Below are 25,771 nucleotides of genomic sequence, written 5' to 3'. Positions count from 1 at the left end.
ATATTAACCGAGCAACGACGTCTTACGGCGCGGGGACTTTAGGGAAGATATGAGACAGAAAAAACGTGGAGTGCGTGCGCATGCGAAAGTTGATTGCTCACAAATTGAGGCTATCGCGCACAGCTCTGATGAGACATTGCAAGCAGCGCGCGGGCATTCTTACGCGCATACTCGATTCAAACACCAAAAGAGACATTGGTGTGCAGCATGGGCTGCGATTCTTTCAGTAGTGTTCGTGCTTGTTGCTGTGACGAGCGCCTACACTGTGTGGGGAAAGACAGATACATCTGCTGGTGGCGAGGTATCGATTGGTTTGCAGCTTGCTCCGACGAACTTGGATATTCGGCACACCTCGGGTACGGCACTTGATCAGCTTCTCATTGGCAATGTCTATGAAGCGCTCCTTACGCGAAAGTCTAATAATACCGTCGCCCCGGGTATTGCGCAGTCGTGGGAGGTGTCTGCTGACCGTAAGACTTATACTTTCCACATCTCTCGTGGTCTTACTTTCAGCAACGGCGATGTCCTTGACGCGCGTGACGTTGCGTGGTCCATCTCCTCTATGATGAGCGGCAAACTTCAAGGCTCGAGTCTCATGACAAATTACCGGTCTGTAGCGGCTGTGGATAGTCATACCGTAGTGTTGACCTTGTCTGCGCCATTCTCAGAGCTTTTATGGAATCTTTCTGGTCGTCCGGGTCTTGTCTTTGACAAGGATGCCCATTATGATGCCAAAACTAGCGCAGTTGGTTCAGGTCCTTTCGTACTCACCAGCTACCAGCCTAGTGTTTCAGTCGTCTTGAGTGCTCGCGGAGGTTATAAGGGTACTCATACGCCACTGACCAAGACGATAAAAATCACATATTACGCAGATCCGCAAGCGGGTCTCAATGCTCTGACTTCTGGGGATGTGCAGGTCCTAGCTCCTATTAATTCGAATCTTACGGCTGCGATTAAAAACGATTCACGCTTTACTTATCAGGCAGGCGAAGGCACGGATAAGTACGTTCTCGCCTTTAATAATGCGCACGGACCGCTTACCGATAAGCGCATTCGTCAAGCCATTCGCTATGCCATTGATCACAAAGCGATCATTGCATCGCGCGGGGGAACGGACACAGCGCTCGGCGGTCCAATCCCAAGCCTTGACCCAGGCTACGAAGACTTGACTAGTCTCTATCCCACGGATGTGGCACGAGCACTTAAACTCATGAAGGAAGCGGGGTATGATACCTCTCATCCTTTGAAACTTCGCTTAACGTATGCTAATACATATCCTGCTGAAATAGGGCAGCAGCTGCGGTCACAATTAGCGCGCATTGGCATTGATTTGAGCGTTAATCGTACCGAGTTCGCCACATGGCTTTCTCAGGTGTATACAAACCGTGATTATGATATTTCGCTCGTGGACCATAATGAAAGTCACGATTTTCTCCAGTGGGCAAACCCGAAATACTACTATGGCTATGACAATAAACAAGTCCAAAAACTTTACGCTCAGGCGATGCAAGCAGACAGCGATAGTCAGAGTGACTCGCTTTTGAAGCAAGCTGCCCATATCGTATCCGAGGATGCCGCGGCTGATTGGCTTCTTAATTTCCGTGTAGTGACAGCATGGGATAAGCGTGTCACTAGTTTCCCTCTTAACTTAAATCAGACGTGGATGCCTCTGTGGGAGGTAAAGATTAATGCCTAAAATCGCGAAATCCATACTCAGGCGACTCGCTCTATTTATCCTCATGCTTTGGATAGTATCCGTAGTTATCTTCCTTGCATTGCGTGTACTTCCAGGGGATGTGGCGGCAGTAGTAGCAGGTACAAATGCGACACGCGCACAATATCGCGCTCTGCGTGCGTCTCTCGGAGTCGACAAACCTCTCATCGTGCAGTACTTATCGTGGATGGGGAATGTCTTGTCGGGCAATCTCGGAGTTTCTACTCTGACAGGTCAATCGATGGGGGCGCGCATAGCAAGCCGTGCTCTTCTTACTTTCCCACTCATTGTGCTCAGTATGATCTTTGCTCTCGTATGTGGAATCACGAGCGCAGTGTATTCTCTGACGTCTGCACGCGCATGGGTACGTCAGAGCTTGCGCGCTATTTCTGTGGCGCTCGGTGCGGTTCCTGCACTGTGGGCTGGACTGCTCCTCATTATGCTTTTTGGCAAGGGAAGTGGCCTCATAGGGATTCTTCCTACGCAAGGTTTCGCTCGCTCGCCATTAGAATCGTGGAGCTCGCTGTGGACAGCATGCGCGTCACTTATTCTGCCTGCGCTATCGGTAGGCATTATTACTGCTGCGCAGATTATGCGCTACACGCGCTCAGCACTTGTAGAGGTGGCAGACTCTGATTATGTGACGTGGAGTATGGCAGCTGGCATGACTCGTGCACAGGCGCTGCGCACGACGGGGTTACGACTCGCCGCTCCGCAGATTTTATCGGTATCTGGTATCACTTTTGCCACGATGGTTACAGGTGTTTTGACAGTGGAATCTCTTTTTGCTCTTCCGGGACTTGCAACATTGCTTCTTTCAGATGTGTCTCAGCGCGACTTACCTGCTGTACAGACCGAACTCTTGCTGCTTGCAGCCTTTTTTCTTCTTGTGGGATTTGTTGTAGATGTTGTAGGGCAGATGATAGACCCCCGATTGCGCAGCACTGGCGATGATGTGTATCGCAGTCGCGAAGTAGTGGAGGAGGAAGCACAATGAGAAAGTTACGTATCGTGACACGTTCTCTTCTCCATCGTTGGGACGGGGCTTTTCCGTTAATTTTCATCGGTATATGGATACTTGTTTCCTGCGTTTCTCTCGTGTGGACTCCCTTTTCGCTGAGTTATACGAATGGCTACAATGTGTGGACAACGCCTTCGCGAGTGCATTGGCTAGGAACTGATGGTGCAGGCGTAGATTCGTTCAGTTGGCTCATGGCGGGATCTGCCACCGAGCTGCTGATTGTGGTAATCGTGGCAATGGTCACATTAGTCGTAGGCATCGCGGGAGTCGCTCTTACAGTTACACATTCTTTTGGCTTTAACCGTGTCATTATCGTTGTCGTAGATGCGCTTATCTCTATTCCGGTCATCGTGGTAGCGCTGCTGTGTGCCGCTCCTTACGGTGCAACAATTGTGGGAGTTATCGTGAGCTGTGCATTTGCGTATAGCCTGAATTTAATTCGCGTGGTTCGTCCTGTAGCCACTGCTGCAGCGGCATCGGATTATGTGGTCTTTGCACGCTACAAAGGAAAATCTGACGTGAGAGTTTTCTTTGATCACATCATGCCGAGTATTATGCCAGCGGTCATCATAAATGTTTCTCTGGCGGCGGCAACGTCAATTCTTGCCGAGTCGGGTCTGACATACTTGGGTGTTGGCGTACCATCATCTGTTCCTTCCTGGGGACACTCGCTTGCCACGACATCTCACTATATTTCTATACATCCAAGTGTGGTGATGTGGCCGGGGCTTATCATCACTCTCGCAGTTATCGCACTGAATCTTGTGGGAGACGCTATGCGTGAGGTGGTCGATCCTCTAACCAATCCTGCATTAAAGGAGGTATGATGAGCCTTCAGATTAAAGATCTTTGCGTTACCATTCAAGACCGTGCAGTAGTGCGTGGCGTAAACCTAACTGTTTCTGCACATGAACGGGTAGGACTCATCGGTGCATCAGGCTCAGGAAAATCAATGATTACCCGTGCATTGTTGGGTACTCTTCCGCATCATGCACACGTGAGTGGGGAAATACTCGTGGACGGTGTGGATATCCTGAGCCTTAGCGACGAGGAACGCGCCGAACTTCGTGGCACGTATATGAGTGCGGTATTCCAAAACCCTTTAGCGGCTTTAAATCCTATGGCCCGAGTGGTGGCAAATGTAGAGCTTCCACTTGCGCTGCACTACACTATGAGTTCTGCTGAAAAACACAAACGCGCCCAAGAGGCACTGGAATCTGTAGGGCTAAGTGATGCGTTTTTGCATCGTTTCCCCTCTGAACTTTCCGGAGGCCAAGCTCAGCGTGTAGCGATTGCCGAGGCGCTTGTCTCACATCCGCAGTTACTCATAGCTGACGAACCGACGACGGCGCTTGACTCACTTGTACAAAAACAGATTATTGACGTGCTGCTTGAGCGCATATCCGCTGAAAAGAGCGCGTTGCTCTTTATCTCGCATGATTTCAATGTGATCACAAAAACGACTCAAAGATGCTATGTGTTGTGTGATGGCCAGATTGTGGAGTCTGGAGAAACTCATAGCGTATTAGAGCATCCGAGTGAGCGCTACACGCAAGAGCTTGTCGCTGCTGCGCAGGAAATATCTGTGGAGGCTTACCATGACTAATCTCATCGAATTTAAGAATGTGAGTTTCCGGTATGGAAAGTCGCGAGGGGCTGCGCAGCAGTTTGCGCTTAAAGATGTGAGCTTTGCTGTACCAGAAGGTAAGATTGTCGCGTTGGTCGGGCAGTCAGGTTCTGGAAAATCAACACTTGTGAGGCTGGCATTAGGCATGCTTCACACTGAGACGGGGTACGTGCGTGCAGCAGAGAGAGCGCACACAGGTCTGATTTTTCAAAATCCTCTGCAATCGCTCAATCCACGCTGGAGCGTGGAGAAAATCGTACGGGAAGGACAGCCGAGCGCAAGTGACGAAGAAATTGCTCGCGTACTGGAGCAGGTGAGTCTCAAGCCTCACGATGTTCTTCATAAATATGCTGGGGATATGTCTGGAGGGCAGGCTCAGCGTGTGGCAATCGCTCGAGCACTCATATCGCAGCCTGACCTCCTTATAGCAGATGAGCCACTGAGTGCTGTGGATGTACTCGGCAAGAAACAGATCATTGAAGTACTAGAAGATATTCGCTCTGCACGAAGTTTAGCGATGCTTATCGTGCTTCACGATTTGGGAATTGCTCAACGTCTTGCTGATGAAATTGTGGTACTCCACGAAGGACAAATCGTCGAACAGGGTAGTGTACGTGACATTATTTCTCATCCGAAACACGAATATACGAAGCAGCTGATTGAAGCCGCGAAGTTATAAGGAATGTGAATATTGCTGAGAATTATTTTGTGGCAGTGCCCAAGTAAGTACGGTCATAGCTTCGCCGAGTAAATCAATATCTTCCGCAACTTCTGGAGATCTAACGTGTATGGATGTACTAAGCGGTGAATTAAGCGAAGCATTTATTGCATTTTGGACGCTTGATTGGAAGGTGTTAGATAAAGCTACGGATGAGCCATAAAGTACGATGTCATCTACGTCGGTTATGGCGACTGACATAGCGAGTGCAGTACCTAGCGTATGTCCTGCTTGTGTAAGTACTTCCTCCATATCTTGAGCAGAATGTGATTTCGAAAGCTGAGAAATTGCAGGTTCAGAAACGATAGTCTCTAAACATCCTTTTTTACCGCAATAACAGGATTTTCCTTGGGGGTCTACTACAACGTGTGCAACTTCACCAGCTGTATAGTGAGAGCCTTCGATAATATGACCATTAATCATAGTTCCTATGCCGATTCCCTCGCTGATACGTACGACCATAAGATTAGGTTTTCCTACTCCGAAGTAACGTTCACCTAATACAGCGCAGTTCACGTTGTTATCTACTCGAGTAGAGATATGCAAGGTATTCTCAACTTTTTTTGCTATCTCAATATTTTTCCAACGAAGATTTGGTGCAGATAAAATACTACGGTTATCTTTTATAATTCCAGGAGTACTGAAACCAATGCCGATTACTGGTGCAGTTGCTTTTTCCAGAAGACTTTTACTCAGCTCAATTGCCCCATCTATCATCGAACTCCACGAGTCTGAGGAGTAAGTCTGTCGATCTAGCACGTGACCAACGAGATCTGTAAGGATACCTCGGAGATGCGCTGAAGGAGAAATTTCGATTGCGATGATATTCCTTGATGATATGTCAAGGCGTAGTAGCGTTCCTGGCTTTCCGGGTTTTCCAGGAGTGTGCGATGAGCCTTCTTCGATTACTAAGCCGTCATTGATTAGCGAACTGACGACCTCTGAAGCTGATGCACGTGTAAGTTGTAAGTGGCGAGCAATATCAGATCTTGACAGTTGATGTAGGGGAAACAGTGCTTCGATAGCACGTAAACGGTTATTTCTTCTGACGTCAGATGGTTGACTCGCCCTCAATGAGTTAGAAGAAGTATTATAGCGCTGCGCATATTGGTCGAATGAAATGAAAGAGCTAGTAGGCAGAGTAAATTCTTGTTGTTCTACCAAGTGATTCCTCTTTTCGCTGGAAAATAACTCGACACACCTAGTGTATCAATTTGTATTTCTTTACACGTAATTATAATATGTTTACTAAACAAACAAATATAGTTTGTGGTATTCCCGCTCGAAGGAAGGAATAGCTCGATGAAGAGTATGGGATTTTTAGAAAAAAAGCTTGCTCCGTTTGGTGAGAAAGTGGCTGCGCAAAGGCATCTTAAAGCCCTGCGTGAAGGTGTGCTCATGGCAATGCCGCTTGTGCTAATTGGTTCGATCTTTACACTTATCGGAAGTTTTCCTGTCAAAGAATGGACACAATGGTTAGCTGCACACGGGCAGCTTGATGTCTGGTTCAACCGTTTGGCGAATAACTCTTTTGGTCTGATTGCGCTACTTACATGCTTCGGCATTGCTTACCGGCTTGCGCAGTCATATGATGTTGACGGACCATCGGCAGGAGTTTTGGCTGTGGGGTCTTTTCTTGTGTGTACTCCATCAATACAAACGAAAGATGGAGTAGCTGGAATACCATATAACCAGTTAGGAGGTAAAGGGCTTTTCACGGCTATCGTCGTCGCCATGATTGCAACAGAAATATATCGGTTATTCATCCAAAAAGACTTTACGATAAAGATGCCTAAGAATGTCCCAGAAGTAGTTGGAAAATCTTTTGCAGCACTTGTACCGGGTACAGTGATTCTCTTACTTTTTGGTATTGTGGCAAAGATTCTTGAAGCTACAGGTGTTGGAAGTCTTAATATGCTGTTAGCTGTGATTGTAGGGACTCCTCTCGCGCTTATCGGTTCGACGTTGCCGGGAACATTCGTTGCAGTATTGCTTAACTCAGTATTCTGGTTCTGCGGGGTTAATGGTGGTCAAGTTGTCGGTTCTGTAATGAATCCAATTTGGCTACAGCTCGCTGATGAAAACCGGCTTGCGCTACAAGCTGGTCAGGCATTACCAAACATTATTACTGCACCATTCATGGATTTATTTGTGTACATGGGCGGTGGCGGAGCCACTATTGGTCTTGCAATATGCTTGATGTTTCTTAGCAAGAGCAAAGAATATAAGATGTTAGGTAAAGTGTCGGGTATTCCTGCACTCTTTAACATCAATACGGCAATACTATTTAGTTTCCCGACGGTGCTTAATCCAATTATGATTATTCCGTTTATTTGCACGCCACTTATTAATGCGGTCGTCTGTTATAGCGCTATGAGTATGGGGTTGGTTCCGTATACTACTGGTGTGGCGCTTCCATGGACAACTCCTCCAATAATGGGTGGGTTCTTAGCAACCGGAAGTTGGAAGGGTGCTGTTTTGCAGCTTATACTTATCTGTATATCGATTGCCATATATTATCCCTTCTTCCGTGCGGCGGATCGCGCACATCTTAAGGCTGAGTTGGATTCTGACAGTGAAGTGGAGAATAAGTGATGACTACCATAGCTATTTCCGAGAAATATGATGCAAAATTTAGGAATCTGTGTTTTGATGAATTTGCATATTACTACTCGAAAATTTTTGATACTGAAATAACTCTTACCGATGATATGAATACTGCGAATATTGTCATTTTAGGACAACTGAAGAGTTACAATAATGACCCTCTGATGTCTTGTAATGATGCAATTGATATTCATATTGATAGAGGTTGTGGAAGTATCGCGGGGAATTCTCAAGTAGCGACACTTATTGCGCTTTATCGGTATTTCCATGAACTTGGTACGCGATTTTTACGACCAGGCAGAGATAACGAAGTTGTACCGCATTTAGGGTCTCAAGCGTTAGATAAAGTCAAAGTAGATATTCATGAGAGAGCGAGCTACAAGCATAGAGGAGTTTGCATTGAAGGCGCAGACAGCCTTGAAATAATCTCTGATTTTATATCATGGCTTCCTAAAGTTGGGTTTAATACGTTCTTCATACAGTTTGAAAATCCATACCCATTCTTAAAGCGATGGTACGAGCATGAATATAATCCTTATATTCCAAAAGAAGAGTTCTCCGAAGATATAGCTTCCCGTATGAGCAAAACTATTGATGAACTTATGCAGGTCCGCGGAATAGTTCACCACCGAGTTGGACATGGTTGGACGGGTGAGGTTCTCGGATATTCATCTAAGTTTGGTTGGGAATCTGGAGTTACTCTTCCCGAGGAGAAAAAGCCTCTTGTAGCATTAAGAAATGGAAAACGCGAGTTGTATGATGGTGCTCCGATACTCACTAGCCTAGATTTTGCGAACCCAGAGGTTATTGATCGTATGGTCGATGTAGTTGTTGACTACGCGACTCGTAGGCGAGACGTTGATTACCTCCATGTGTGGCTTTCTGACGCGAGAAATAATATCTGCGAATGTGATGACTGCAAGAAGACTACAGTATCCGACCAGTATGTTGAGTTTCTTAATAAACTGGATGAGAAATTGACTCAGCAAGGTCTTGAGACCAAGATTTGTTTCCTGCTTTATCATGAGCTTCTTTTCCCTCCAGAGAAAGAGCGAATCAAGAATCCTGAACGCTTTACTATGATGTTTGCGCCGATTACACGTACTTTTGAGCGAAGCTATGAGGATGTAGATTATGAGCATTGTCTTAAACCAATTCCTCAATATGTGCGTAATCATGTGGTTTTGCCTAATTCGCTAGAGGAAAATTTAGCATACCTGTTTGCGTGGAAAAAAGTATTTTCTGGTGATAGTTTCGTCTACGACTATCCTCTAGGTCGTGCGCATTATGGTGATTTGGGATATATGGCAATTGCTCGTACAATCTGGAAGGATATTCGTCAGCTTGAAAAACTTGGGCTTAATGGTTATATCTCATGTCAGGAGCTTCGTGCCTCTTATCCGCATAACCTGCCAAATTATGTGATGGCGAGAATGTTGTGGGACAACACAGGTAATTATGATGAACTCGTTCAAGAATATTGTGAAGCTGCGTATGGCAGTAGTTGGCGAGATGTAGTGAGCTATCTTCAAGATTTATCTACATTTTCATCTTGTGATTATTTTAATGCAATTGGTAAAAGGCATAATCCTGAATTATCTCAACGTTATGCTGTTGCTAAGCATGTTGCACAAGAATTCGTAGATTATCTTCGTAAAGGGCTTTCACAGTCAGCTCAATGTCATGACTCCGTACAACTTCATCAATGGGAAATTCTTGATGCGCATCGCCGTTATGTAATTGCAATTTCTCAAGCTCTTTGCCATTTGGCCGGTGGAGAAGAAAAGCTTGCACAGCGAGATTGGGAAGAGACCTTGGATTATATACGCTCTCACGAGTTTGAAGCTCTTGCTGAGTTTGATGTGTATAGGGTAATTGAAGTGGCGAAAAATTATGCTGGTTTTGCACTGATGGATGAATGTAAATAGCTGTAAAAGATTCTAATGAGAGTAATTGTGCAGAGTTAGAGTGACGACTAAATATCGTTCTAACTCTGCACAATTACTAGTACTACAGTTATACTGACATGTGTAGTCGAGGATAGCTGTTGCACGTGTTCGGTATCAATTATGTACATTGAGGTAATCATGTTGCGTGATAATAGTACTTATTCGTACCATAAGCTGCACCATTATGCGGGCAGCACAATGCGCTTACTATGTTGCATGTTAGCCGTCGTTTTAACTGTTTTCACCAGTGCTTGTACTATTGGCTCGCCACGAATGAGCAAATCAATTAAACAAGGCAGCGGCATGCCGCTGGTTGTGTGGGTTATGCAAGATGATTTTTCATCGCAGACGATTGAAGCTATAAATAAAGAATTCACCCGGCGTACAAATGTTAAAGTTGAAGTCCAAGTCCAGCCATGGGCACAAATATCCACAAAAATAATGACATCACTGGTAACGTCATCACCACCTGATGTCTTAGACATAGGTAATACAAAATTAGCGAGTTTCGCTCAATCGGGTGGTCTCGCTGATTTGTCTCGGTATAAACGCCAGTTTGATAATCATGATTCTTGGCTTGCTGGTCTTGCTGAAGCGGGCGAATTTGATAATCACCTCTATGGTGTTCCAGCCTTTGGCGCTACGCGTGCAGTGATTTATAACAAGAAATTATGGGCGCAGGCGGGTATAGTGCAGCCACCTGCGACATATAAAGAACTCATTGACGACTTAAACAGAATATCTGAAGTTCATAAAAGTGATAAGGATTTTTCTGCATTTTATTTACCAGCGAAAAACTGGTTTTTAGCCATGCAGTTTATATGGGATTTCAAAGGTAATGTTTTTGATAAGTCGTCTGGTGTATTCAGACCCTCAATGAGCAGCAAAGCGTCACTTCGAGGTTTACAAGAGTGGAGACTTTTCCAAAATTCATACTCGTCTAAGGCCTCGCGTGTAGCAGATGCAAATTCTCCAGATATGGCTCAAATGATGGCAGAAAATAAGACTTCGGCAATTTTCTCAAACAGTGCATCGCTTAAACGTATATCAGAGATTAATCCTCAAATATCACAGAGTGATCTTGGAACATTTCCATTCCCTAGCGCTTTGCCTGATAGACAATCTAGAAATGAAGTAACGTATTCTAAAAACAAACAGCCCGCGGTATTGTCCGGATCCTTGTGGGCTGTAGCAGCTCGAAGTCCCAATGCGGATTTAGCTGCAGAATGGATATCGATAGCTACAGGTTCTTACATACAACGAAAATATCTTTTCTCAGCAGATAAATGGATCCCGAACAACACAAATGATGTAAAAAAGGTACTGACAACTTTGCCGGAAAGTGATAATTCAAAAGGTTTCTTTGAGGCAGCATTATTGACTAGTTCGACACCGGCATTACCTTTGTGGTCGCATATAGAGGAGGATTCAAGTATGAAAGAAATGCTCGTGGCTATAGCTTCGTCTCGTAAAGATGGTGGAGGGGCTGCTCGCGTATTTGACAATCATTTGGAAGATTTATTAAAGAGGAGTGGGGATGAGAAATAGGGTAAACCATATAGCGTACATGTTACTCGTACCTTCGGGGATAATCATCATTTCATTGATTATTGTCCCGATAGTTTTTCTCATTATTATTTCTTTTACAGATTTTAACCTTAAATCTCTATTTACTGGAAATTTTGGAATATCTGGTTTTAACCAGTATACGAAGATTTTTCACTCGGCTTCTTTCTTTAAAACTTTGTGGCGCACTGTTGCTTTTATGGTTGCGCTAGTAGTCCCTACCATATTAATCGGAATGTTTATGGCACATTTCATGACAATGTTGGGGAAAGTTATGAAGTGGATGCTTACTCTCGCGTTTATCTTCGCGTGGGCTATTCCAAATGTAGCAGCTGCTACCGTATGGAATTGGATGTTCCAACCACGCTATGGGATAGTGAATATTATCCTTACACGATTGAAAATTTTTGGTAATGTACAGGATTTATCGTGGGCAACGAATCCTATGCTTGCCTTTGTCTGTATATGGCTGCTCATTGTTTGGCAGGCAGTGCCATACGTTACTTTGACATTGTTCGCAGCCACTGAGCAGATTCCTCCTACAATTTTTGAAGCGGCACGCGTGGACGGAGCGGGATCTATACGTGCATACTGGTCTATAGAATTTCCTCTTCTCCTTCCAGTTATTTCTATAACAACTGTTTTGTCTGTCATCTGGGATTTTAATGTCTTTAATCAGATATGGTTGATTTCACAAGGTGGACCTGACGAGGCTACGTCTACATTGGCTATATACACGTATAAGCAAGCCTTTATAGACTTCAATCTTTCGAGAGGCGCTGCAATAAGCATCATAGCAATGCTAATTTTATTAGCATTGACGAGCGTATATGTAATTATGCTTATGCGCAACAACGAGGGGCTGTCATAATGCTGCGAAGAATACGTTATATGTTGAGATGTGGATGTGCTCTCTTGATAAGTCTAGTGTGGCTTTTTCCTCTCTGGTGGATGGTACTGACAGCTATGCGTCCACGCATGCATGTAATGGAGAGTTCACCAAGCTTGTTTACTAAGCACTTATCGGTAGAAAATTTTATGCGTGTGCTATCGAATCCTAGATTTGCTATTTGTCTGAAAAATAGTGTAATTGTCGTTGCCATTGCAGTTGTGCTGTCTACTGCTGTGTCATTTTTAGCGTGCTCAGCACTAGTACTCTATCGGTTGCCACATCGTCGCATTCTTTTATTCGTAATACTTGTCATACAAATGATTCCAGCATCTGTAATTTTGATACCTCAATTTATTATTTTTAATCGTTTGGGCTTGCTTGATTCATATGCTGGTCTTTCAATAGCATACGTAGCATTAACCCTACCTTTTTCTATATGGAATTTGAAAGGTTTCTTTGGACTGCTGCCAAAAGTGTTAATTGAATCTGCTAGGGTAGAGGGCGCTAGTGAGTGGCAGATACTTACTCAGATTGTTTTTCCACTTGTCTCACCTGGAATTATTTCTACAGCAGTCGTTACATTTATTAACGCTTGGAATGATTATCTTATTGCCTATACTTTTATGAAATCACAAGCAAATTACACACTACCGGTGTGGCTAGCTTCCTTCACGACGCCTACGGGAGTGGATTTTGGTGCGCAAATGGCAGCCTCTGTTTTGTTTGCCTGTCCCGTAGTTATTTTCTTTACTACTGTACGTATTGCTTTACCTCAGGTTTCTTTTGCTGGTGTGGAGAAGTAGATGCTAAAGCTGCACATCCTGATTGTCTATTTTGTACTTCTCTGAATGCTATGAGAAGGGTGAAAGGATGAAGGCATGTTAAGAGAATGTTTGCTTTGCGGGAGCCGCGTCATATTTCACTGTTGGCTGCAGTGGTGTGTGATTTCACGTGAAATGTCAATGTAACTTAGCGGATTGATGTAGTACGCGACGTCTAGTGCTACATCGAAAAAGAGGTTTTCCGTAACGACGAAGCTGCTATAGATGTAGAGGAGTTCTGAACTTCACTCTCTTCTGCTTAATAAAACCAGTTTCTTACGCGTTAGTAAAAGCTGGTCTTCTTTTATTGCACTGCTGTTCACCTTAAGCTGACACAATGTCAGAACATGTGTTAGACTTTCATTTTAGAAAGGAGCTGACACTGTGTCAGTATTGCTCTAATATAAGAAAGACAAGGTTTATGAAGACTGTAGTACTCGTGTTTCACAATGATTTGAACTCTTCCCGTGCAAATGCAGCTCTTGCTGAAGCAGCTCGCAGCGTTGATGGCGTAGAAGTTCGTGATATGTATGCTCTCTATCCTGATTTCAAGATTGATATTAAGAAAGAGCAGGAAGTGCTCGAAGGTGCAGACCGTATCGTCCTCCAGTTCCCTATGCACTGGTACTCTGCTCCAGCTCTTCTTCAGCAATACTTTGACGATGTATTTCAGTGGGGTTGGTGCTATGGCGGTGGCCGCGCACTGGAAGGCAAGGAATTCATGGTATCTGTAACCGCAGGTGCGTCTACTTCTGCATATGACAAGTCTACTGGTGCGCATTACACCCTGCATGAACTCCTCGCTCCGTTCCATGAGACAGTAACTCGTGTACACGCAAACTTCATCGATAGCTTCGAAGCAGCTGGAGCGATGAGCTTGGATGAGCAGACTATCGCTGATATGAAGGCGCGCTATGTTGCATGCTTGACTGAAGAAAAAGCAGCTCCGTTTGAAATCCATCACTAAAAGCTTTTTCTTTGGAAAGGATAAAGAATGTACGCAATCACTATTTCTATTCACGATGAGGTCAAGAAGGCTGAGGACTTTGAGAAACTTGTAGACAAGCACCGCGCGTGGTTTGCTGACCAGTTTAAGGCAGGAAATTTCCTTATGGTTGGTCCGCTCACCGATCAGCTAGGTTCAGGCATGATTGTGGCTCAGACAGAAAATCGCGATGCCTTGAACACAATCCTTGAGGGTGATGCTTTCTGGCCAAACAGCGCAGACTACACTGTGCACGAGTGGGCGGTGAAGATGCTCGCTGACAACATCGCAGACTATAAGGCATAAGATGCAAGAACAAATTCCTCAGCGGGAAGAAATCTTAGCTGCTGCGCAGTCTCTCTACGAAACTCACAATTACCGCGATATCTCTTTGAAAGACATCTCGGAAGTCACGAGCTTTAGTCGCCCCACGATTTACAACTATTTTCACACCAAGGAAGAGATTTTCTTAGGACTCATCACCCGCGAATACGATTCCTGGGCAGCAGAAATGTATGAGTGGGTGAGTGCAAGTAGCACAAGTGGAAAAGTGATTACTCGCGAGAATTTTGCTGAACTTGTGGCTGGGTCATTGGAAAAACGTGAACTTATGCTGAAGCTTATTTCTTCAAATCTTACCGATTTGGAGGAAGGTGCTTCGCAGGAGTGCATTGACGAATTTAAGCGCTCGTATGGAGCCACCTTGAGCGCCATGAATGCAGTACTCAAAGTTGTGGATTCAAACGTTGGCAAGAAGAAGCGTGAGAATTTCATTTACGCGTTCTTCCCATTCCTGTACGGCATTTGGCCTTATGTGCATGCTACTAAGAAGCAGCAGCTTGGACTTGAGCATGCACTGGTGAAATTTGAACTTCACAGCGTACATGACTTGGTGCGCAATTTAGTAGATCAATTACTTATCAAAGGATAATAATGACACAAACAACAGCAAGGAATGCACTCGGCACTTGATCTTGGGGCATAGGCGGCGGCGCCGGCGGAGATACAGTATTCGGTAACCACATGGACGCAGCAGATTTGAAAAACGCTTTCGAGAGGGCAATGAGTCACGGCTTAAATCTTTTCGATACCGCGTTCGCTTATGAAAACGGTGATTCTGAGCGAATCCTTGGTGAACTTGCAAGTACAGTTAAGCGCGGAGATATCATTATTTCGGATAGGTTCACTCCTCAGATGGCAAACCCAGCAGCTGACAATACTGTGATGGATATGCTCAACGGTTTATTGCAGCGCATGGGTATGGATTATTTCGATATCTATTGGATTCACAACTCTGCAGATGTAGATCGTTGGACTCCTCAGCTCGTAGGTGCTGTAAAGTCTGGCAAGATAAAGCGTGTCGGCGTTTCCAATCATAGCCTCGAGCAGATAAAGCATGCACAGGAAATTCTCGATCCATTTGGTATTAAGATTTCAGCTGTACAAAATCACTTCAGCTTGTTGTATCGCAACTCCATCGACGATGGCTTGCTTGATTACTGCAAGGAAAACGATATTCAGTTTTTCTTCTACATGGTTTTGGAGCAGGGCGCTCTTTCTGGAAAATATGACTCTGAGCATTTGCTTCCAGCAGGTACGATGCGTGGCAATAATTACAATCCAATGATGCCTGCGCTGGCTCCGCTCATTGAGCAGCTCTGTGGGATTGGCGTAAAGTACGGCGTATCTGCTGCTCAGGTGTCAACCGCATGGGCAATTGGACGCGGTACTACACCAATCCTAGGTGTGACTAAACCTAAGCGGGTTGATGACGCGGCTGGTAGCGTAAATCTTACGTTGACTGCAGATGAGGTGGAAAATCTTGAGAACACTGCCCGTAGCGCAGGCGTAGATACTTGCGGCGGTTGGGAAGGTCAAGCCTAAGAGCCTTATTTACTGCTTATATAATGATGGGATTAGTTCGATAGAGCTAGTCCCATTCGTTTTATATTTATGTGACGTTTTGGCAATATGAATGTCTTAGTAAAAGGAGGCTTATAGGACAGAATGTGTGTATAGTCAAGCGCATCTTGACGTGGTAGCTGAAGAACTTAATGACAGACCGTACGTCAAAATCTAGGGTTTGATAGCTCGTACAAGAGGTTTACTACACTCATAAACGAGAGCTAAACAAGAATAGTGTTGCAACGGCCGCTAGAAGCCACCAAGTGGCGTGGACCACATCAAATGAACAATCAAGCGTTGTCGCCCCCAGAAAATTATATGTGAAGAGTGAAGAATTCCTTGAGGGAAGGAAGGCTATGAAGAGGAAGACACGTTTGAGCGCAGCTCTTATCGGTGTGATAGCTACGCTGAGCATGATAGCTGTGCCGGCGATGGCTGTAACAGATCATCAGCCGTTTGATATCAACAAGTATGCTACTGATAGCATTGTTTTTGCTGATGATGCAAAGGCGGCAACGCAGGCGAATCCTGTATACTCTGCTACTGAGATCACTGCTCAGAAAGACTCTGACGGTAAAGTAACAGGTATCATGAAAAATGGTCAGCTGCAAAAGTATAATGCGAGCGTTCCATACTGGTGCCAGGTTGAACCCGGCGGCGTAACTTATGATGGAACCAATGATTCCACATTGTGTTATCGTGATACTGATTTATTCCAAGGACAAGCAAAATCACTTGCATCTGGTGAAAAATTGTCTGTTATTTCTGGCAAACCACATATTATTTATGACGATGTCAATGTTGATGCTTCAGTGAAGACTTTCTTGGCAGCAGGTATCCTCCAGCGTGCAATAAAAGATTGGAATACGCTGCTCGGTAGTGATTTCATCCTTTTGCGCTCGCAACTTAACGAAGCACAGATTGATTCTTCAAAAGATTATCTTAATTATTTGATGATGATACCTGCAACAGATGATTTCTTTTGGGCAGCATCGGGTTCTGGGGGTTTGTGGTTAAATCTTGAAGAGTATAGTCAAACTTCACATTTTACGGGTTACGATAATTGGACCGATCAAGCTGGTTCTTTCCCGTATGGGAATTTTGCTGTTGCATATGGTACCGATACTTGTGAGTCTTTTACTGGTAAGACATGTACTCGCGTAGATACTAAGGAACAGGCAATCGCAAAATATAAGGAATTCGCTCAGCAGAATTGGATTGAGGTTTTGGTCCATGAGATTGGACATACTCTCGGTCTTGATCATCCAGAAGATGCTATTAAAACTACATACTATACAGAGGGAAGTGCAGGATGCGCTCCTGGAGAAAAATATTATAATAACGGTCCGTTGCTTATGCAGTATGAACGCAGTAATATTGCTGAGATTCTCGACGGTACTCAGTCTACTTCTGTACAGTATCGCATGATAAAGGATGTGATTTCTGCGGGGCTTAACTCGATTACGAGTGGTAGTGCTAAAGAGTATCTATCTGCTTCGCGCGACATTAAGGTAAGCGTTCTTGATGAGAGTGGGAAGACGACTTCGCACACAGCACCGTTGTCAAGCACAACGCAGATTGCGCATTATTCACAGACGCATAATGGTGTGAAAAAGGACTCATACTGTGGTGGTTTCCACGGGGACAGCACAACATACTGGCATGCTCCAACACTTTCATCGGTTGACGTACCTGCTATGGATGGCTACGAGGTATCAGTAGACGGTGGTCGTACATGGAGACTCGCAATGCTACGACGATTGCATCTATTAACGGTGAAGATAAGACATGGCAGTTCAAGACAGGCAACCCAGGATATTACATTGATGCCGAAGGGGTTCAGTCTGAAAAAGAGCCTGAAGTGAAGAATTATTCGCTCGGTACTGTAAACGTCATCTACCGTCCAATTACACAAGCTTCGACTGATACTGGAACCAAACCAAGCTCCGATGCTGATCACAGTCAGAATGCAACGACTCAGGGCGGTAAGTCAGTAGCTACGAAGACCACGGCTCATGCGAAGTCCAGTTTGGCAAAGACGGGTATTGATGTCACACGTATAAGCGTGATGATAACGCTTGCGTTCGCTAGCGCTGTGGTTGTATTGCAGCTTCGTAAGAGGTTTGCTCAGTAGGGAAGAGCATTATTGATGTATTTCTTCTCGTAGATACTCATGAGTGAAGTGGACAGTTGGCTTAGGCGGCTGCCCACTTTAACGCTTTAACGTGTGAGGAACATCTCCAGAAAATGAAACAAGAAATCCGCTCGTGCCTCATGTATGGTGAGTGAACGAGCGGATACGTTTATAAAGACTGAAAGAGTGGAAGTCTTTTTACTTCACGAGCAAAGCCTTGCGAGCGGTTGCCCAGTTTTCAGCTGCATGATCCCAGTTGACGATGTTCCACCATGCCTTGACGTAGTCAGCTTTCACATTGATGTAGTCGAGGTAGAATGCGTGCTCCCACATGTCAAGCATGACGAGTGGCTTGACGGTTACAGGCATATTGGACTGCTGATCGTAGAGCTGGAAAGTGGCAAGGCGGTCACCCAATGCATCCCAAGCGAGAACTGCCCAGCCTGAGCCCTGAATACCGAGAGCTGCGGCGGTGAACTGTGCTTGGAACTTTTCAAAGGAGCCAAACTGCTTGTTGATTTCTTCGCCGAACTCGCCGTCTGGGTGACCTTTACTTTCTGGAGTTAGATTGTTCCAGAAGAAGGTGTGGTTGATGTGACCGCCGAGGTTGAAGGCAAGGTTCTTTTCCCACAAGTTTATAGCTGCGAAATCATTCTTATCACGAGCTTCTTCAAGACGTTCAAGAGCAGCATTTGCACCGGTGACATAAGCCTGATGATGCTTATCGTGGTGAAGCTCCATGATTTTACCGGAGACGTGTGGCTCGAGTGCTGCATAGTCATAAGGCAGCTCAGGGAGTGTATAGATTGCCATAGGAGTTTCCTTCTCTAAAAGTGACGTTTTGTCACAATTGTTACGTTCTATTCTAGTGGTAGAGTGTTCGCTCTCAGACTTTTTGTGCTGTATATCACATCAGAATGTTGTGGTGCTGAGGCAAAACAAATATGCTGCTCTCACACGTGCGTGAGAGCAGCAAGAAGGTGACCAACCGGAATTTTTTCGGAAAGTGGGAATTAAATCAGCTCAATATCGACATCCAGCGTCAGTGGTTGCGTCTTATCAAGTTCAAATTCCTTGTGAACTGGTGAACCCCATGAGTCGTCCCCGCCTACACCTTGCTGCCCAGCGAGCAGACGAAGGAAAGTATGCGTATGAGGTGGCAACTCTTCCTGATGCGTTGCCTCTTCGAGCATGGTGGAGGAGTACGGTAGTGCGCTGAAGGCAAAGGCGTGTGAAGCGTCACCACCGTGAGCGCTGATGCGCATGCCGTGACCATATTGATTGGTTATCTCGACGAAGCGCGTGCCCTCGTGGTTTCCAGTCTCCTGTGGTACAAGGTACGGCTGTACATCATCAAAGATGGTCTTTTCCCACATGCCAAGTTTTGCACCATTATTGCGGTCGCGATACGTTTCATCTGGTCCGAGCCCATAGAAACGTGTATGAGTGTACGAGGCAGGAAGCATCCACTCCAACCCGAAGGCTAGCGGATTGCTTGGCTCGTCAGCGTTACCAGGGTAGGATGCCGTCAGATGAACACGACCGTCAGAAGTGACATCCCAGCACATAGTCACGCGCGTAGCAGCAGGTGTCGCAAGTGCATATGTGTACTCGCCGCTGAGCGCGCCCTTGTCGTGCTGCACATCAAACTTCTCATCTGTTACTTTTGCAAAGCGACCTGCTGTAAACCATTGCGCGCGGCTAAAGCCAGCGTTGTATCCGCGGTCGTTATCCGTGAGAGCGCGCCACGTCGTCAGTTTTGGAGCGCGGATGATCATATCATCGTCTTGATCAAGTCGCTTGAAACTTACTGGTCCGCCATGCAAGCGTGACAGAAGGATTTCTGTGTTTTGAGATTTGAGACCGAGATTCCAGTAGTCTTCGGTAACGATTGCGTGCGATGGTGTAGGCGCCGCGGATGTTGTGGGTGTGGATTCTGAAAGCGACGCAGTATCATGAGAAAGTTTCTGTGAACGCTGCGCAAAGCACAGTTCAAATCCTACCGGCGCCCATGCAGTAGCGTGAGTAAGCGAGACTGAAAGTTCATAAACAATCTCATTGCCGTCGTAAGCGCCATAAGATTGAGCATTTGGCCAGCTGATGGATACGTCTTCGCTGTGTTGAGCAGGGATATCAAAATGATAGTCATTTTCCCATACGATTCGTCCATCAACGAGTGCGCGAGCAGTGAAGATATAATCACCAGTCGATATAAAGAGGTTACGATTGTCAATCGTTGCGCCATTTTCATTGATAGCAAGTGTGACATTTGCATAGAGCTGCTTGACTTCACTTGCCTTTGCTGTCGGAGTTCTATCGGCGAAGACGATTCCATTGCCACTGAATTCGTAGTCAGATGGACGATCGTACCAGTCTCCACCATATGTCAAGCGAGTTGTGCCGTCCGGAAGCTGCTGCTCCAACGCCTGGTCACAGTAGTCCCATATGAACCCACCTTGATACTGAGCATACTTCTCCAAGTCAGTATAGAGTTTCATGCCTCCTAGAGAATTGCCCATAGCATGCATATATTCGCAGGAAATATACGGTTTGTGAGCTTCGCCAAGCTCAGATGTGCCTTTCAGATAGGATTCAATCGCATCAGGATGTGCATACATGCGCGACTCAATGTCGGTAACGTAGTCAAACTCACGATCCCACGTCGTTCCTTCATAGTGGACGGGACGAGAGTCATTGTCGTGGAAGAATTGGCTCATATGCGCGAGCACAGTACCGCCGTAGGACTCATTTCCGAGGGACCAGATGAGCACACTTGGGTGGTTAAAATCGCGCTGTAGCATAGAATTTGCACGGTCAATGCAGGCGTTCGTCCACTCTTCATGACTGCCTGGGATAGCGCGCCCCGGAGTTGGAGTGCCAAAGGCATCCGCCCATGTCCCGTGGGTTTCTAAATTTGTCTCGTCGATGACATAGAGACCGTATTCGTCGCACAACTCGTACCAACGTACTTGATTTGGATAGTGGCTTGTGCGCACAGCATTGATATTGTGCTGCTTCATAAAGGTAATGTCCCACAGCATGGCATCTTCATCGAGTGCTCGACCGCAGTTAGCACCGAACTCATGGCGGTTGACACCTTTGAAGATGATGCGCTTCCCATTGAGTTTCATAACGCCATCTGCAGGATCTATCTCAAAATGACGGAAACCTATACGATGTTCGGAAATCTCGACAATAGTACCGCTCTCATCACTTAAGGTCACGCGGAAAGTATAAAGGTGCGGCTCTTCTGCGCTCCACGGGTGAATGCGTTCGACAGTGTCATCGAGTTCCAGCACAGTGTGTGCATCTGTGCACTGTGTCTTGAAGCTCCATACTTGCACGTTGCTATCGTCAAGGATTTCAAGCTGAGCAGATATATCACTGTCTTTGTGCTTGTTGAGTTCAATGCTACCGCTGATACGTCCCACTCCTGTAACGGCATTATCCCCTGTGAGTGATGCTACATCCACATCTGCATTGAGCTTCATCGTGCGCACATGAGCTGCTGGGATGACATCGAGGTGAACGCTGCGAAACAGACCATGCAGGCGCCAATAATCCTGATCTTCAAGCCAGTGTGCTGTGGAGTACTCGTATACGGCAGCTGTCACCGTATTGGTACCCTGAGGATTCAGAATATCCGTTACATCAAACTCTGCAGGGGTAAATGAATCTTCTGAGTATCCTACGAAAGTGCCGTTGAGCCACACATAGAGCGCAATCGCTGCACCGTCAAAAGTCAAGTGAATGCGCTCACCAGCATGTGCTGAACTCGTTAAAGCTTCGCGTTCGCGAGGTGAGAGAGAGAAATCCCGCACATAGACGCCTACATGATTGAGCGAGGGAACAGATGGCGCGCACATTTCTTCATGACCGTCCCATGGATACTGCTGATTAACATACTTGTGAGGCAGGAGTCCATCGGTTTGTAGATGACCGGGTACGCGCACGGTAGCAGGGCGAGATCCGAGGGAATTTATAATCTCGTCGCGGTGAAGAGCGCTTGCCGCGCTGATACGCTCGAGGAGGTCATCATCATGTACAAGTACGCTTGCCTTCCACGCGCCAGATGCATCATCGAGAAGGTGGCGAAGATTACGTCGAGAGCCGTTTTCTTCTTCATGCACGTGGTGAGAACTATGCGCAGAGACTCGATTGACAGCGCAAATTTCAGGGTCACTTAACCACGAAGCGCTCGCGTGACTTGCTTTCTCGATATGCGGAGCAAGCCGTGGCTGTGATACCTGTGATGACTGTGTTGTAGTTGACTGTGTTGTGTTTGACTGTTCCATAATAATCTCTCACCTTTGAGTTGGTTACTGTAAATTTTGTGATGCTTTCTTCATAGAAAGCTAAGCGTGTGTAGCCGTGTGAGTATGTAAGTCACGTACGGATTCACGCTCTATAAAATCAGATTCGATAAGGTGCACGCGATTGACAGGTACGCTCTTACCCTCATTTTGCTGTTTGATGAGGGAAAAAGCTTCACGTCCAATTTCGTCAAATCTCATGCGCATTGTCGTCAGTGTCAGACGAGGAACTGTATCTACTAAAGAGTCGTCTACGCCGATGATGCTGACATCTTCGGGAACGTGCTTACCAGTAGCTTGGAGACCCAGCATTGCTCCGTATGCCATCTGGTCGTTTGCTGCATACACAGCAGTGCAGTCCGCTTCGTTTGCAAGGGCGAGGCCTGCCTGATATCCGCTGTCAGCAAGCCAATCTCCACGGTAGAGCGGCGGAAGATGTTGGATACCGTGCTCGCGCATCGCATCTTCCCATCCTTGCTCGCGTGATTGTGCGGCTCTCGAATCCGCAGGACCAGCTATGTGATAGACGGTCTTATGCCCATGCGCAAAGAAATAGTCTACTATCTGTGTCGAGCAGCCGTATTGATTTCCATCGACTGTAGCGCAATGTTCGGATGGTTGATCTGTGATAAGAACGACAGGTATCTCAGCAGGAGGCACAAAACCCTCGAAATCTGGAATTCTTCGCTCGAGGACAACGATGACGCCATCGACGGGAAGCTGTTTCATCCGCCGCATGGCTGCATCAAGAGTTTGCTCGTGCTTATTGCGCATAGTGTAGAGCGTGGTAGCGTAACCATGCTCATTTGCGGCGATAGATATTCCGTCCAGAATTTGTGAATTACCAAAGGTAGACGCATCAAAAAGCACAACGCCGACGTTGTTGAACCGCTGATACTTCAATGCTCGAGCGGCATAGTTAGGGCGATATCCGAGCTTGTCCATAGCGGACTCGACGAGAATACGAGTAGAAGGTTTGACTGCACTACTTCCATTGGCGACGCGCGATACCGTTTGCGGCGATACTCCCGCCTCCTTAGCAACGTCTTGAAGTGAGACTGGCGTTTTTCGTACCATCACATTCCTCGATTCTGTCTGGCAGCTTAACTATCAAGACCCACTTTGTGCCATTTTTGGCGTGCATGAGATGCATATGAGGACACGAAAATTACTCATATGAATACGACCATATGTCAGCTTGTGTCACTCATGTTGTGTCATCTGCACTGTGGTGTTACGATAATGATAACGCAAACATTTGATAAATGCACAACGTTTCGAAAGTCGCATAGATGCGAGTCTTTCGAGAAATGAGAACGTAGCAGTTCTGAGTTTCGATGTAAAAGTCGGAAGAAAATTGTGCACTTTACAATGGAGCCAAGAATGCAAATCCTTAAAGAGGAGGAAGTGCTATGAACGACACTGTAGCTCAGAAGACGTCAGGTGCGCCTCGTGTAAATAAACACAAGGCAGACTGGCGTGGTTGGAAGTTTATGTGGCCATTTGCAGTCGTATTTGCTTTCGTTTTTATTATTCCTATTTTTTATGCAATTTATATCAGCTTCTATCAGCAGCGCATGATTGGTGGAAACGCGTTTGTAGGTTTTGAAAACTATAAGCGTCTTTTTGCTGATCAGCAGTTCTGGGCGGCAGTAGGTCGTGTCACGATTTTCACCTGTATCCAGGTTCCTATCATGCTTTTCCTAGCAGCCGCTCTCGCACTGGTCATTGATTCGATGAAACTTCACGGGACGAAGTTTTTCCGTATTTCGACCTTCTTGCCATACGCTGTGCCAGCTGTCGTATCGACGCTGATTTGGGGCTTCGCATACGGTGCTAAATATGGTCTTGTCGGAAGCTTTAATTCGGCATTTGGTACGCATTTCGATGCTTTTGCACCAAATATGCTACTCGTATCCATCGGAAATATTGTGACGTGGGAGTTTACTGGCTATAACATGCTCATCTTCTACTCGTCGCTATCCACAATTCCTCACAGCTTGTATGAAGCGGCATCCATTGACGGTGCAAGCGAATGGGATATCGTGCGAAAGATTAAGCTTCCAGAGCTTAAGGGATCTCTCGCTATTACCGTCATCTTCTCGATTATCGGTAGCTTCCAGCTCTACAACGAGCCAAGCATTTTGCAGAATATGGTCCCTGGCAATGCTATTACGACGAATTACACGCCTAACATGTACGCATACAATCTCAGCTTCACTGGAAATCAGAGTAATTATGCGGCTGCAATGGCTATTGTGATGGCTATCATCACGATGATTATCGCATACGCTGTACAGCTAAACTCTATGAAAGAACAGATGAAGTAGGGGAGGATTGAGAAAAATGGCATACACAAAAGAAGAGCTTCGTGCACAGGAAAAAGCTGCGAAAGCTGCTGAAAAAGCACGTCAGAAGCGTATAGCGCGTGATGAGAAGGCTGAGCGTAAGCGTAGCGCAAAAGCGGGCTTTGCTAACGTAAACAATCCTCGCCGTAGCGTGGGACTGACCATTGTGTCCGCTATCTTCGCGATTTACTGCCTGTTCCCATTCGCGTATTTGATTATCAATTCCACAAAGACTCAAGCCGATTTCAGCTCTACCTTTGGTTTGGGGCCGGGGCATAGCTTCGCGTTCTTTGACAATATTGCTCGAGTGTTTACCTATGATGGCGGTATTTTTACCCGCTGGCTCTTGAATACTCTGCTTTATGTAGTCGTTGGTGCGGGTGGTGCTACTTTGCTGGCTATTATGGGCGGTTATGCGCTTGCTAAGTTCCGATTCCCGGGGCGCAAGGCTGTCTTCGCTGTTATTATTGGTTCGATTTCCGTTCCAGGCATCGCGCTTGCTGTACCACAGTTCCTTCTCTTTGCAAAGCTCGGTCTGACGAACACTCCGTGGGCTATGATTATCCCATCGCTGATTTCTCCATTCGGTCTGTATTTGATGTGGATTTTCTCTGAGCAGTCTGTACCGACGGAGCTCCTTGAAGCAGCTCGTGTAGACGGTGCGAGTGAATGGCATACTTTCTGGAAGATTTCTCTACCACTCCTTTCTCCTGGTATCGTTACCACTGCGCTCTTTACCATCGTTGCGACATGGAATAACTACTTCTTGCCGATGATTATGATTAAGGATTCCAACTGGTATCCATTGACCATTGGTTTGAACCAGTGGAAGAATCAGGCGGCGACGGCTGGTGGCATTCCTATTCAGAATCTCGTGATTACGGGATCTCTGATTACGATTATTCCTCTCGTTATTGCATTCCTTACCTTGCAACGTTACTGGCAGTCTGGACTGGCAGCTGGCGCTGTGAAGGAATAAGACTCGTCTGGAGTAATTTCTTAGCGTCTCTCCTCTTGCATTTCGATCCTCGAAGATAGTGAAGCTCAAGTTCTCTTGGGCTTCACGTTTTCTTTATAACCTTTAGAAGTAATGCTTCTTTAGAGGTGATGCAAAGAATGCGCAAAGATTAATGACGGCGTATATAAGGCGCATATAATAGGACAGAATAAA

General features: G+C 45.9%; 22 protein-coding genes. 18 read left to right on the top strand and 4 right to left on the bottom strand.

Features of this window, described 5'->3' with window-relative positions; genetic code table 11:
• Positions 1-49: 49 nt before the first annotated feature.
• The 5 genes from ACFQY8_RS06575 to ACFQY8_RS06555 are packed head-to-tail and all read left to right on the top strand — an operon-like array spanning position 50 to position 5,041.
• Complete coding sequence (locus tag ACFQY8_RS06575) at positions 50-1,696, top strand: ABC transporter substrate-binding protein (protein ID WP_377939090.1); 1,647 nt, start codon at positions 50-52, stop codon at positions 1,694-1,696.
• The gene (locus tag ACFQY8_RS06570) at positions 1,689-2,711 is read left to right on the top strand and encodes an ABC transporter permease (RefSeq protein WP_377939089.1); all 1,023 of its coding nucleotides are present in this window, start codon (positions 1,689-1,691) and stop codon (positions 2,709-2,711) included. Before ACFQY8_RS06575 ends, ACFQY8_RS06570 begins: the two co-directional genes overlap by 8 nt.
• Positions 2,708-3,562, top strand: a complete 855-nt coding sequence (locus ACFQY8_RS06565; protein WP_377939088.1) for an ABC transporter permease — start codon at positions 2,708-2,710, stop codon at positions 3,560-3,562. Before ACFQY8_RS06570 ends, ACFQY8_RS06565 begins: the two co-directional genes overlap by 4 nt.
• Entirely contained in the window at positions 3,562-4,341 is a 780-nt protein-coding gene (locus ACFQY8_RS06560; protein ID WP_377939087.1) for an ATP-binding cassette domain-containing protein, read from the top strand. Before ACFQY8_RS06565 ends, ACFQY8_RS06560 begins: the two co-directional genes overlap by 1 nt.
• Complete coding sequence (locus ACFQY8_RS06555; protein ID WP_377939086.1) at positions 4,334-5,041, top strand: ABC transporter ATP-binding protein; 708 nt, start codon at positions 4,334-4,336, stop codon at positions 5,039-5,041. Before ACFQY8_RS06560 ends, ACFQY8_RS06555 begins: the two co-directional genes overlap by 8 nt.
• Here ACFQY8_RS06555 and ACFQY8_RS06550 read toward each other — a convergent pair.
• Complete coding sequence (locus ACFQY8_RS06550) at positions 5,036-6,244, bottom strand: ROK family transcriptional regulator (protein ID WP_377939085.1); 1,209 nt, start codon at positions 6,242-6,244, stop codon at positions 5,036-5,038. The two genes, ACFQY8_RS06555 and ACFQY8_RS06550, sit on opposite strands and share 6 nt — an antisense overlap.
• A gap of 147 nt (positions 6,245-6,391) precedes the next feature.
• Between ACFQY8_RS06550 and ACFQY8_RS06545 the strand changes: the two genes are divergently transcribed.
• The 11 genes from ACFQY8_RS06545 to ACFQY8_RS06495 all read left to right on the top strand — a co-directional run bounded on the left by ACFQY8_RS06545 (position 6,392) and on the right by ACFQY8_RS06495 (position 17,939).
• On the top strand, positions 6,392-7,675 hold the full coding sequence (locus tag ACFQY8_RS06545) for a PTS sugar transporter subunit IIC (protein ID WP_377939084.1): 1,284 nt from the start codon (positions 6,392-6,394) through the stop codon (positions 7,673-7,675).
• On the top strand, positions 7,675-9,615 hold the full coding sequence (locus ACFQY8_RS06540) for a DUF4838 domain-containing protein (protein WP_377939083.1): 1,941 nt from the start codon (positions 7,675-7,677) through the stop codon (positions 9,613-9,615). The genes ACFQY8_RS06545 and ACFQY8_RS06540 overlap by 1 nt, the downstream gene beginning before the upstream one ends.
• A 294-nt stretch (positions 9,616-9,909) precedes the next feature.
• Complete coding sequence (locus ACFQY8_RS06535) at positions 9,910-11,184, top strand: extracellular solute-binding protein (RefSeq protein WP_377939082.1); 1,275 nt, start codon at positions 9,910-9,912, stop codon at positions 11,182-11,184.
• Positions 11,185-11,242: 58 nt separating this feature from the next.
• A complete protein-coding gene (locus tag ACFQY8_RS06530) occupies positions 11,243-12,073 on the top strand; it encodes a carbohydrate ABC transporter permease (protein WP_377939207.1) in 831 nt (276 codons plus the stop codon).
• Positions 12,074-12,189: 116 nt separating this feature from the next.
• Positions 12,190-12,897, top strand: coding sequence for a carbohydrate ABC transporter permease (locus ACFQY8_RS06525; RefSeq protein ID WP_377939081.1), 708 nt, complete (start codon positions 12,190-12,192; stop codon positions 12,895-12,897).
• A gap of 439 nt (positions 12,898-13,336) precedes the next feature.
• Positions 13,337-13,882, top strand: a complete 546-nt coding sequence (locus ACFQY8_RS06520) for an NAD(P)H-dependent oxidoreductase (RefSeq protein ID WP_377939080.1) — start codon at positions 13,337-13,339, stop codon at positions 13,880-13,882.
• Positions 13,883-13,909: 27 nt separating this feature from the next.
• On the top strand, positions 13,910-14,206 hold the full coding sequence (locus ACFQY8_RS06515; protein WP_377939079.1) for a YciI family protein: 297 nt from the start codon (positions 13,910-13,912) through the stop codon (positions 14,204-14,206).
• 1 nt (position 14,207) lies between these two features.
• Positions 14,208-14,831: a TetR family transcriptional regulator gene (locus tag ACFQY8_RS06510; protein WP_377939078.1), complete on the top strand. Its 624-nt coding sequence runs from the start codon at positions 14,208-14,210 to the stop codon at positions 14,829-14,831.
• A gap of 50 nt (positions 14,832-14,881) precedes the next feature.
• Complete coding sequence (locus tag ACFQY8_RS06505) at positions 14,882-15,784, top strand: aldo/keto reductase (RefSeq protein ID WP_377939206.1); 903 nt, start codon at positions 14,882-14,884, stop codon at positions 15,782-15,784.
• Between the two features lie 377 nt (positions 15,785-16,161).
• Positions 16,162-17,670: a matrixin family metalloprotease gene (locus ACFQY8_RS06500; RefSeq protein ID WP_377939077.1), complete on the top strand. Its 1,509-nt coding sequence runs from the start codon at positions 16,162-16,164 to the stop codon at positions 17,668-17,670.
• Complete coding sequence (locus tag ACFQY8_RS06495; protein ID WP_377939076.1) at positions 17,667-17,939, top strand: hypothetical protein; 273 nt, start codon at positions 17,667-17,669, stop codon at positions 17,937-17,939. Before ACFQY8_RS06500 ends, ACFQY8_RS06495 begins: the two co-directional genes overlap by 4 nt.
• Before the next feature lie 198 nt (positions 17,940-18,137).
• Here the strand turns inward: ACFQY8_RS06495 and ACFQY8_RS06490 are convergent, their stop codons facing one another.
• The 3 genes from ACFQY8_RS06490 to ACFQY8_RS06480 all read right to left on the bottom strand — a co-directional run bounded on the left by ACFQY8_RS06490 (position 18,138) and on the right by ACFQY8_RS06480 (position 23,329).
• A complete protein-coding gene (locus ACFQY8_RS06490; protein ID WP_377939075.1) occupies positions 18,138-18,752 on the bottom strand; it encodes a superoxide dismutase in 615 nt (204 codons plus the stop codon).
• A gap of 200 nt (positions 18,753-18,952) precedes the next feature.
• The gene (locus ACFQY8_RS06485) at positions 18,953-22,234 is read right to left on the bottom strand and encodes a glycoside hydrolase family 2 TIM barrel-domain containing protein (RefSeq protein ID WP_377939074.1); all 3,282 of its coding nucleotides are present in this window, start codon (positions 22,232-22,234) and stop codon (positions 18,953-18,955) included.
• 60 nt (positions 22,235-22,294) lie between these two features.
• Positions 22,295-23,329, bottom strand: a complete 1,035-nt coding sequence (locus tag ACFQY8_RS06480; protein ID WP_377939073.1) for a LacI family DNA-binding transcriptional regulator — start codon at positions 23,327-23,329, stop codon at positions 22,295-22,297.
• A 335-nt stretch (positions 23,330-23,664) separates the two neighbouring features.
• On the opposite strand from ACFQY8_RS06480, the gene ACFQY8_RS06475 reads away from it, so the two are divergent.
• Together ACFQY8_RS06475 and ACFQY8_RS06470 are read left to right on the top strand one after the other, a co-directional pair.
• Positions 23,665-24,582, top strand: a complete 918-nt coding sequence (locus ACFQY8_RS06475) for a carbohydrate ABC transporter permease (protein ID WP_377939072.1) — start codon at positions 23,665-23,667, stop codon at positions 24,580-24,582.
• 16 nt (positions 24,583-24,598) lie between these two features.
• Positions 24,599-25,579, top strand: coding sequence for a carbohydrate ABC transporter permease (locus ACFQY8_RS06470; RefSeq protein ID WP_377939071.1), 981 nt, complete (start codon positions 24,599-24,601; stop codon positions 25,577-25,579).
• The last annotated feature ends 192 nt before the right edge of the window (positions 25,580-25,771 follow it).

The sequence above is a fragment of the Alloscardovia venturai genome (assembly GCF_042676605.1).
In the GTDB taxonomy this organism is placed as follows: Bacteria; Actinomycetota; Actinomycetes; order Actinomycetales; family Bifidobacteriaceae; genus Alloscardovia; species Alloscardovia venturai.
Note: the sequence above shows the minus strand (reverse complement) of the source record. Positions and strands in the feature narration are given on the sequence as shown.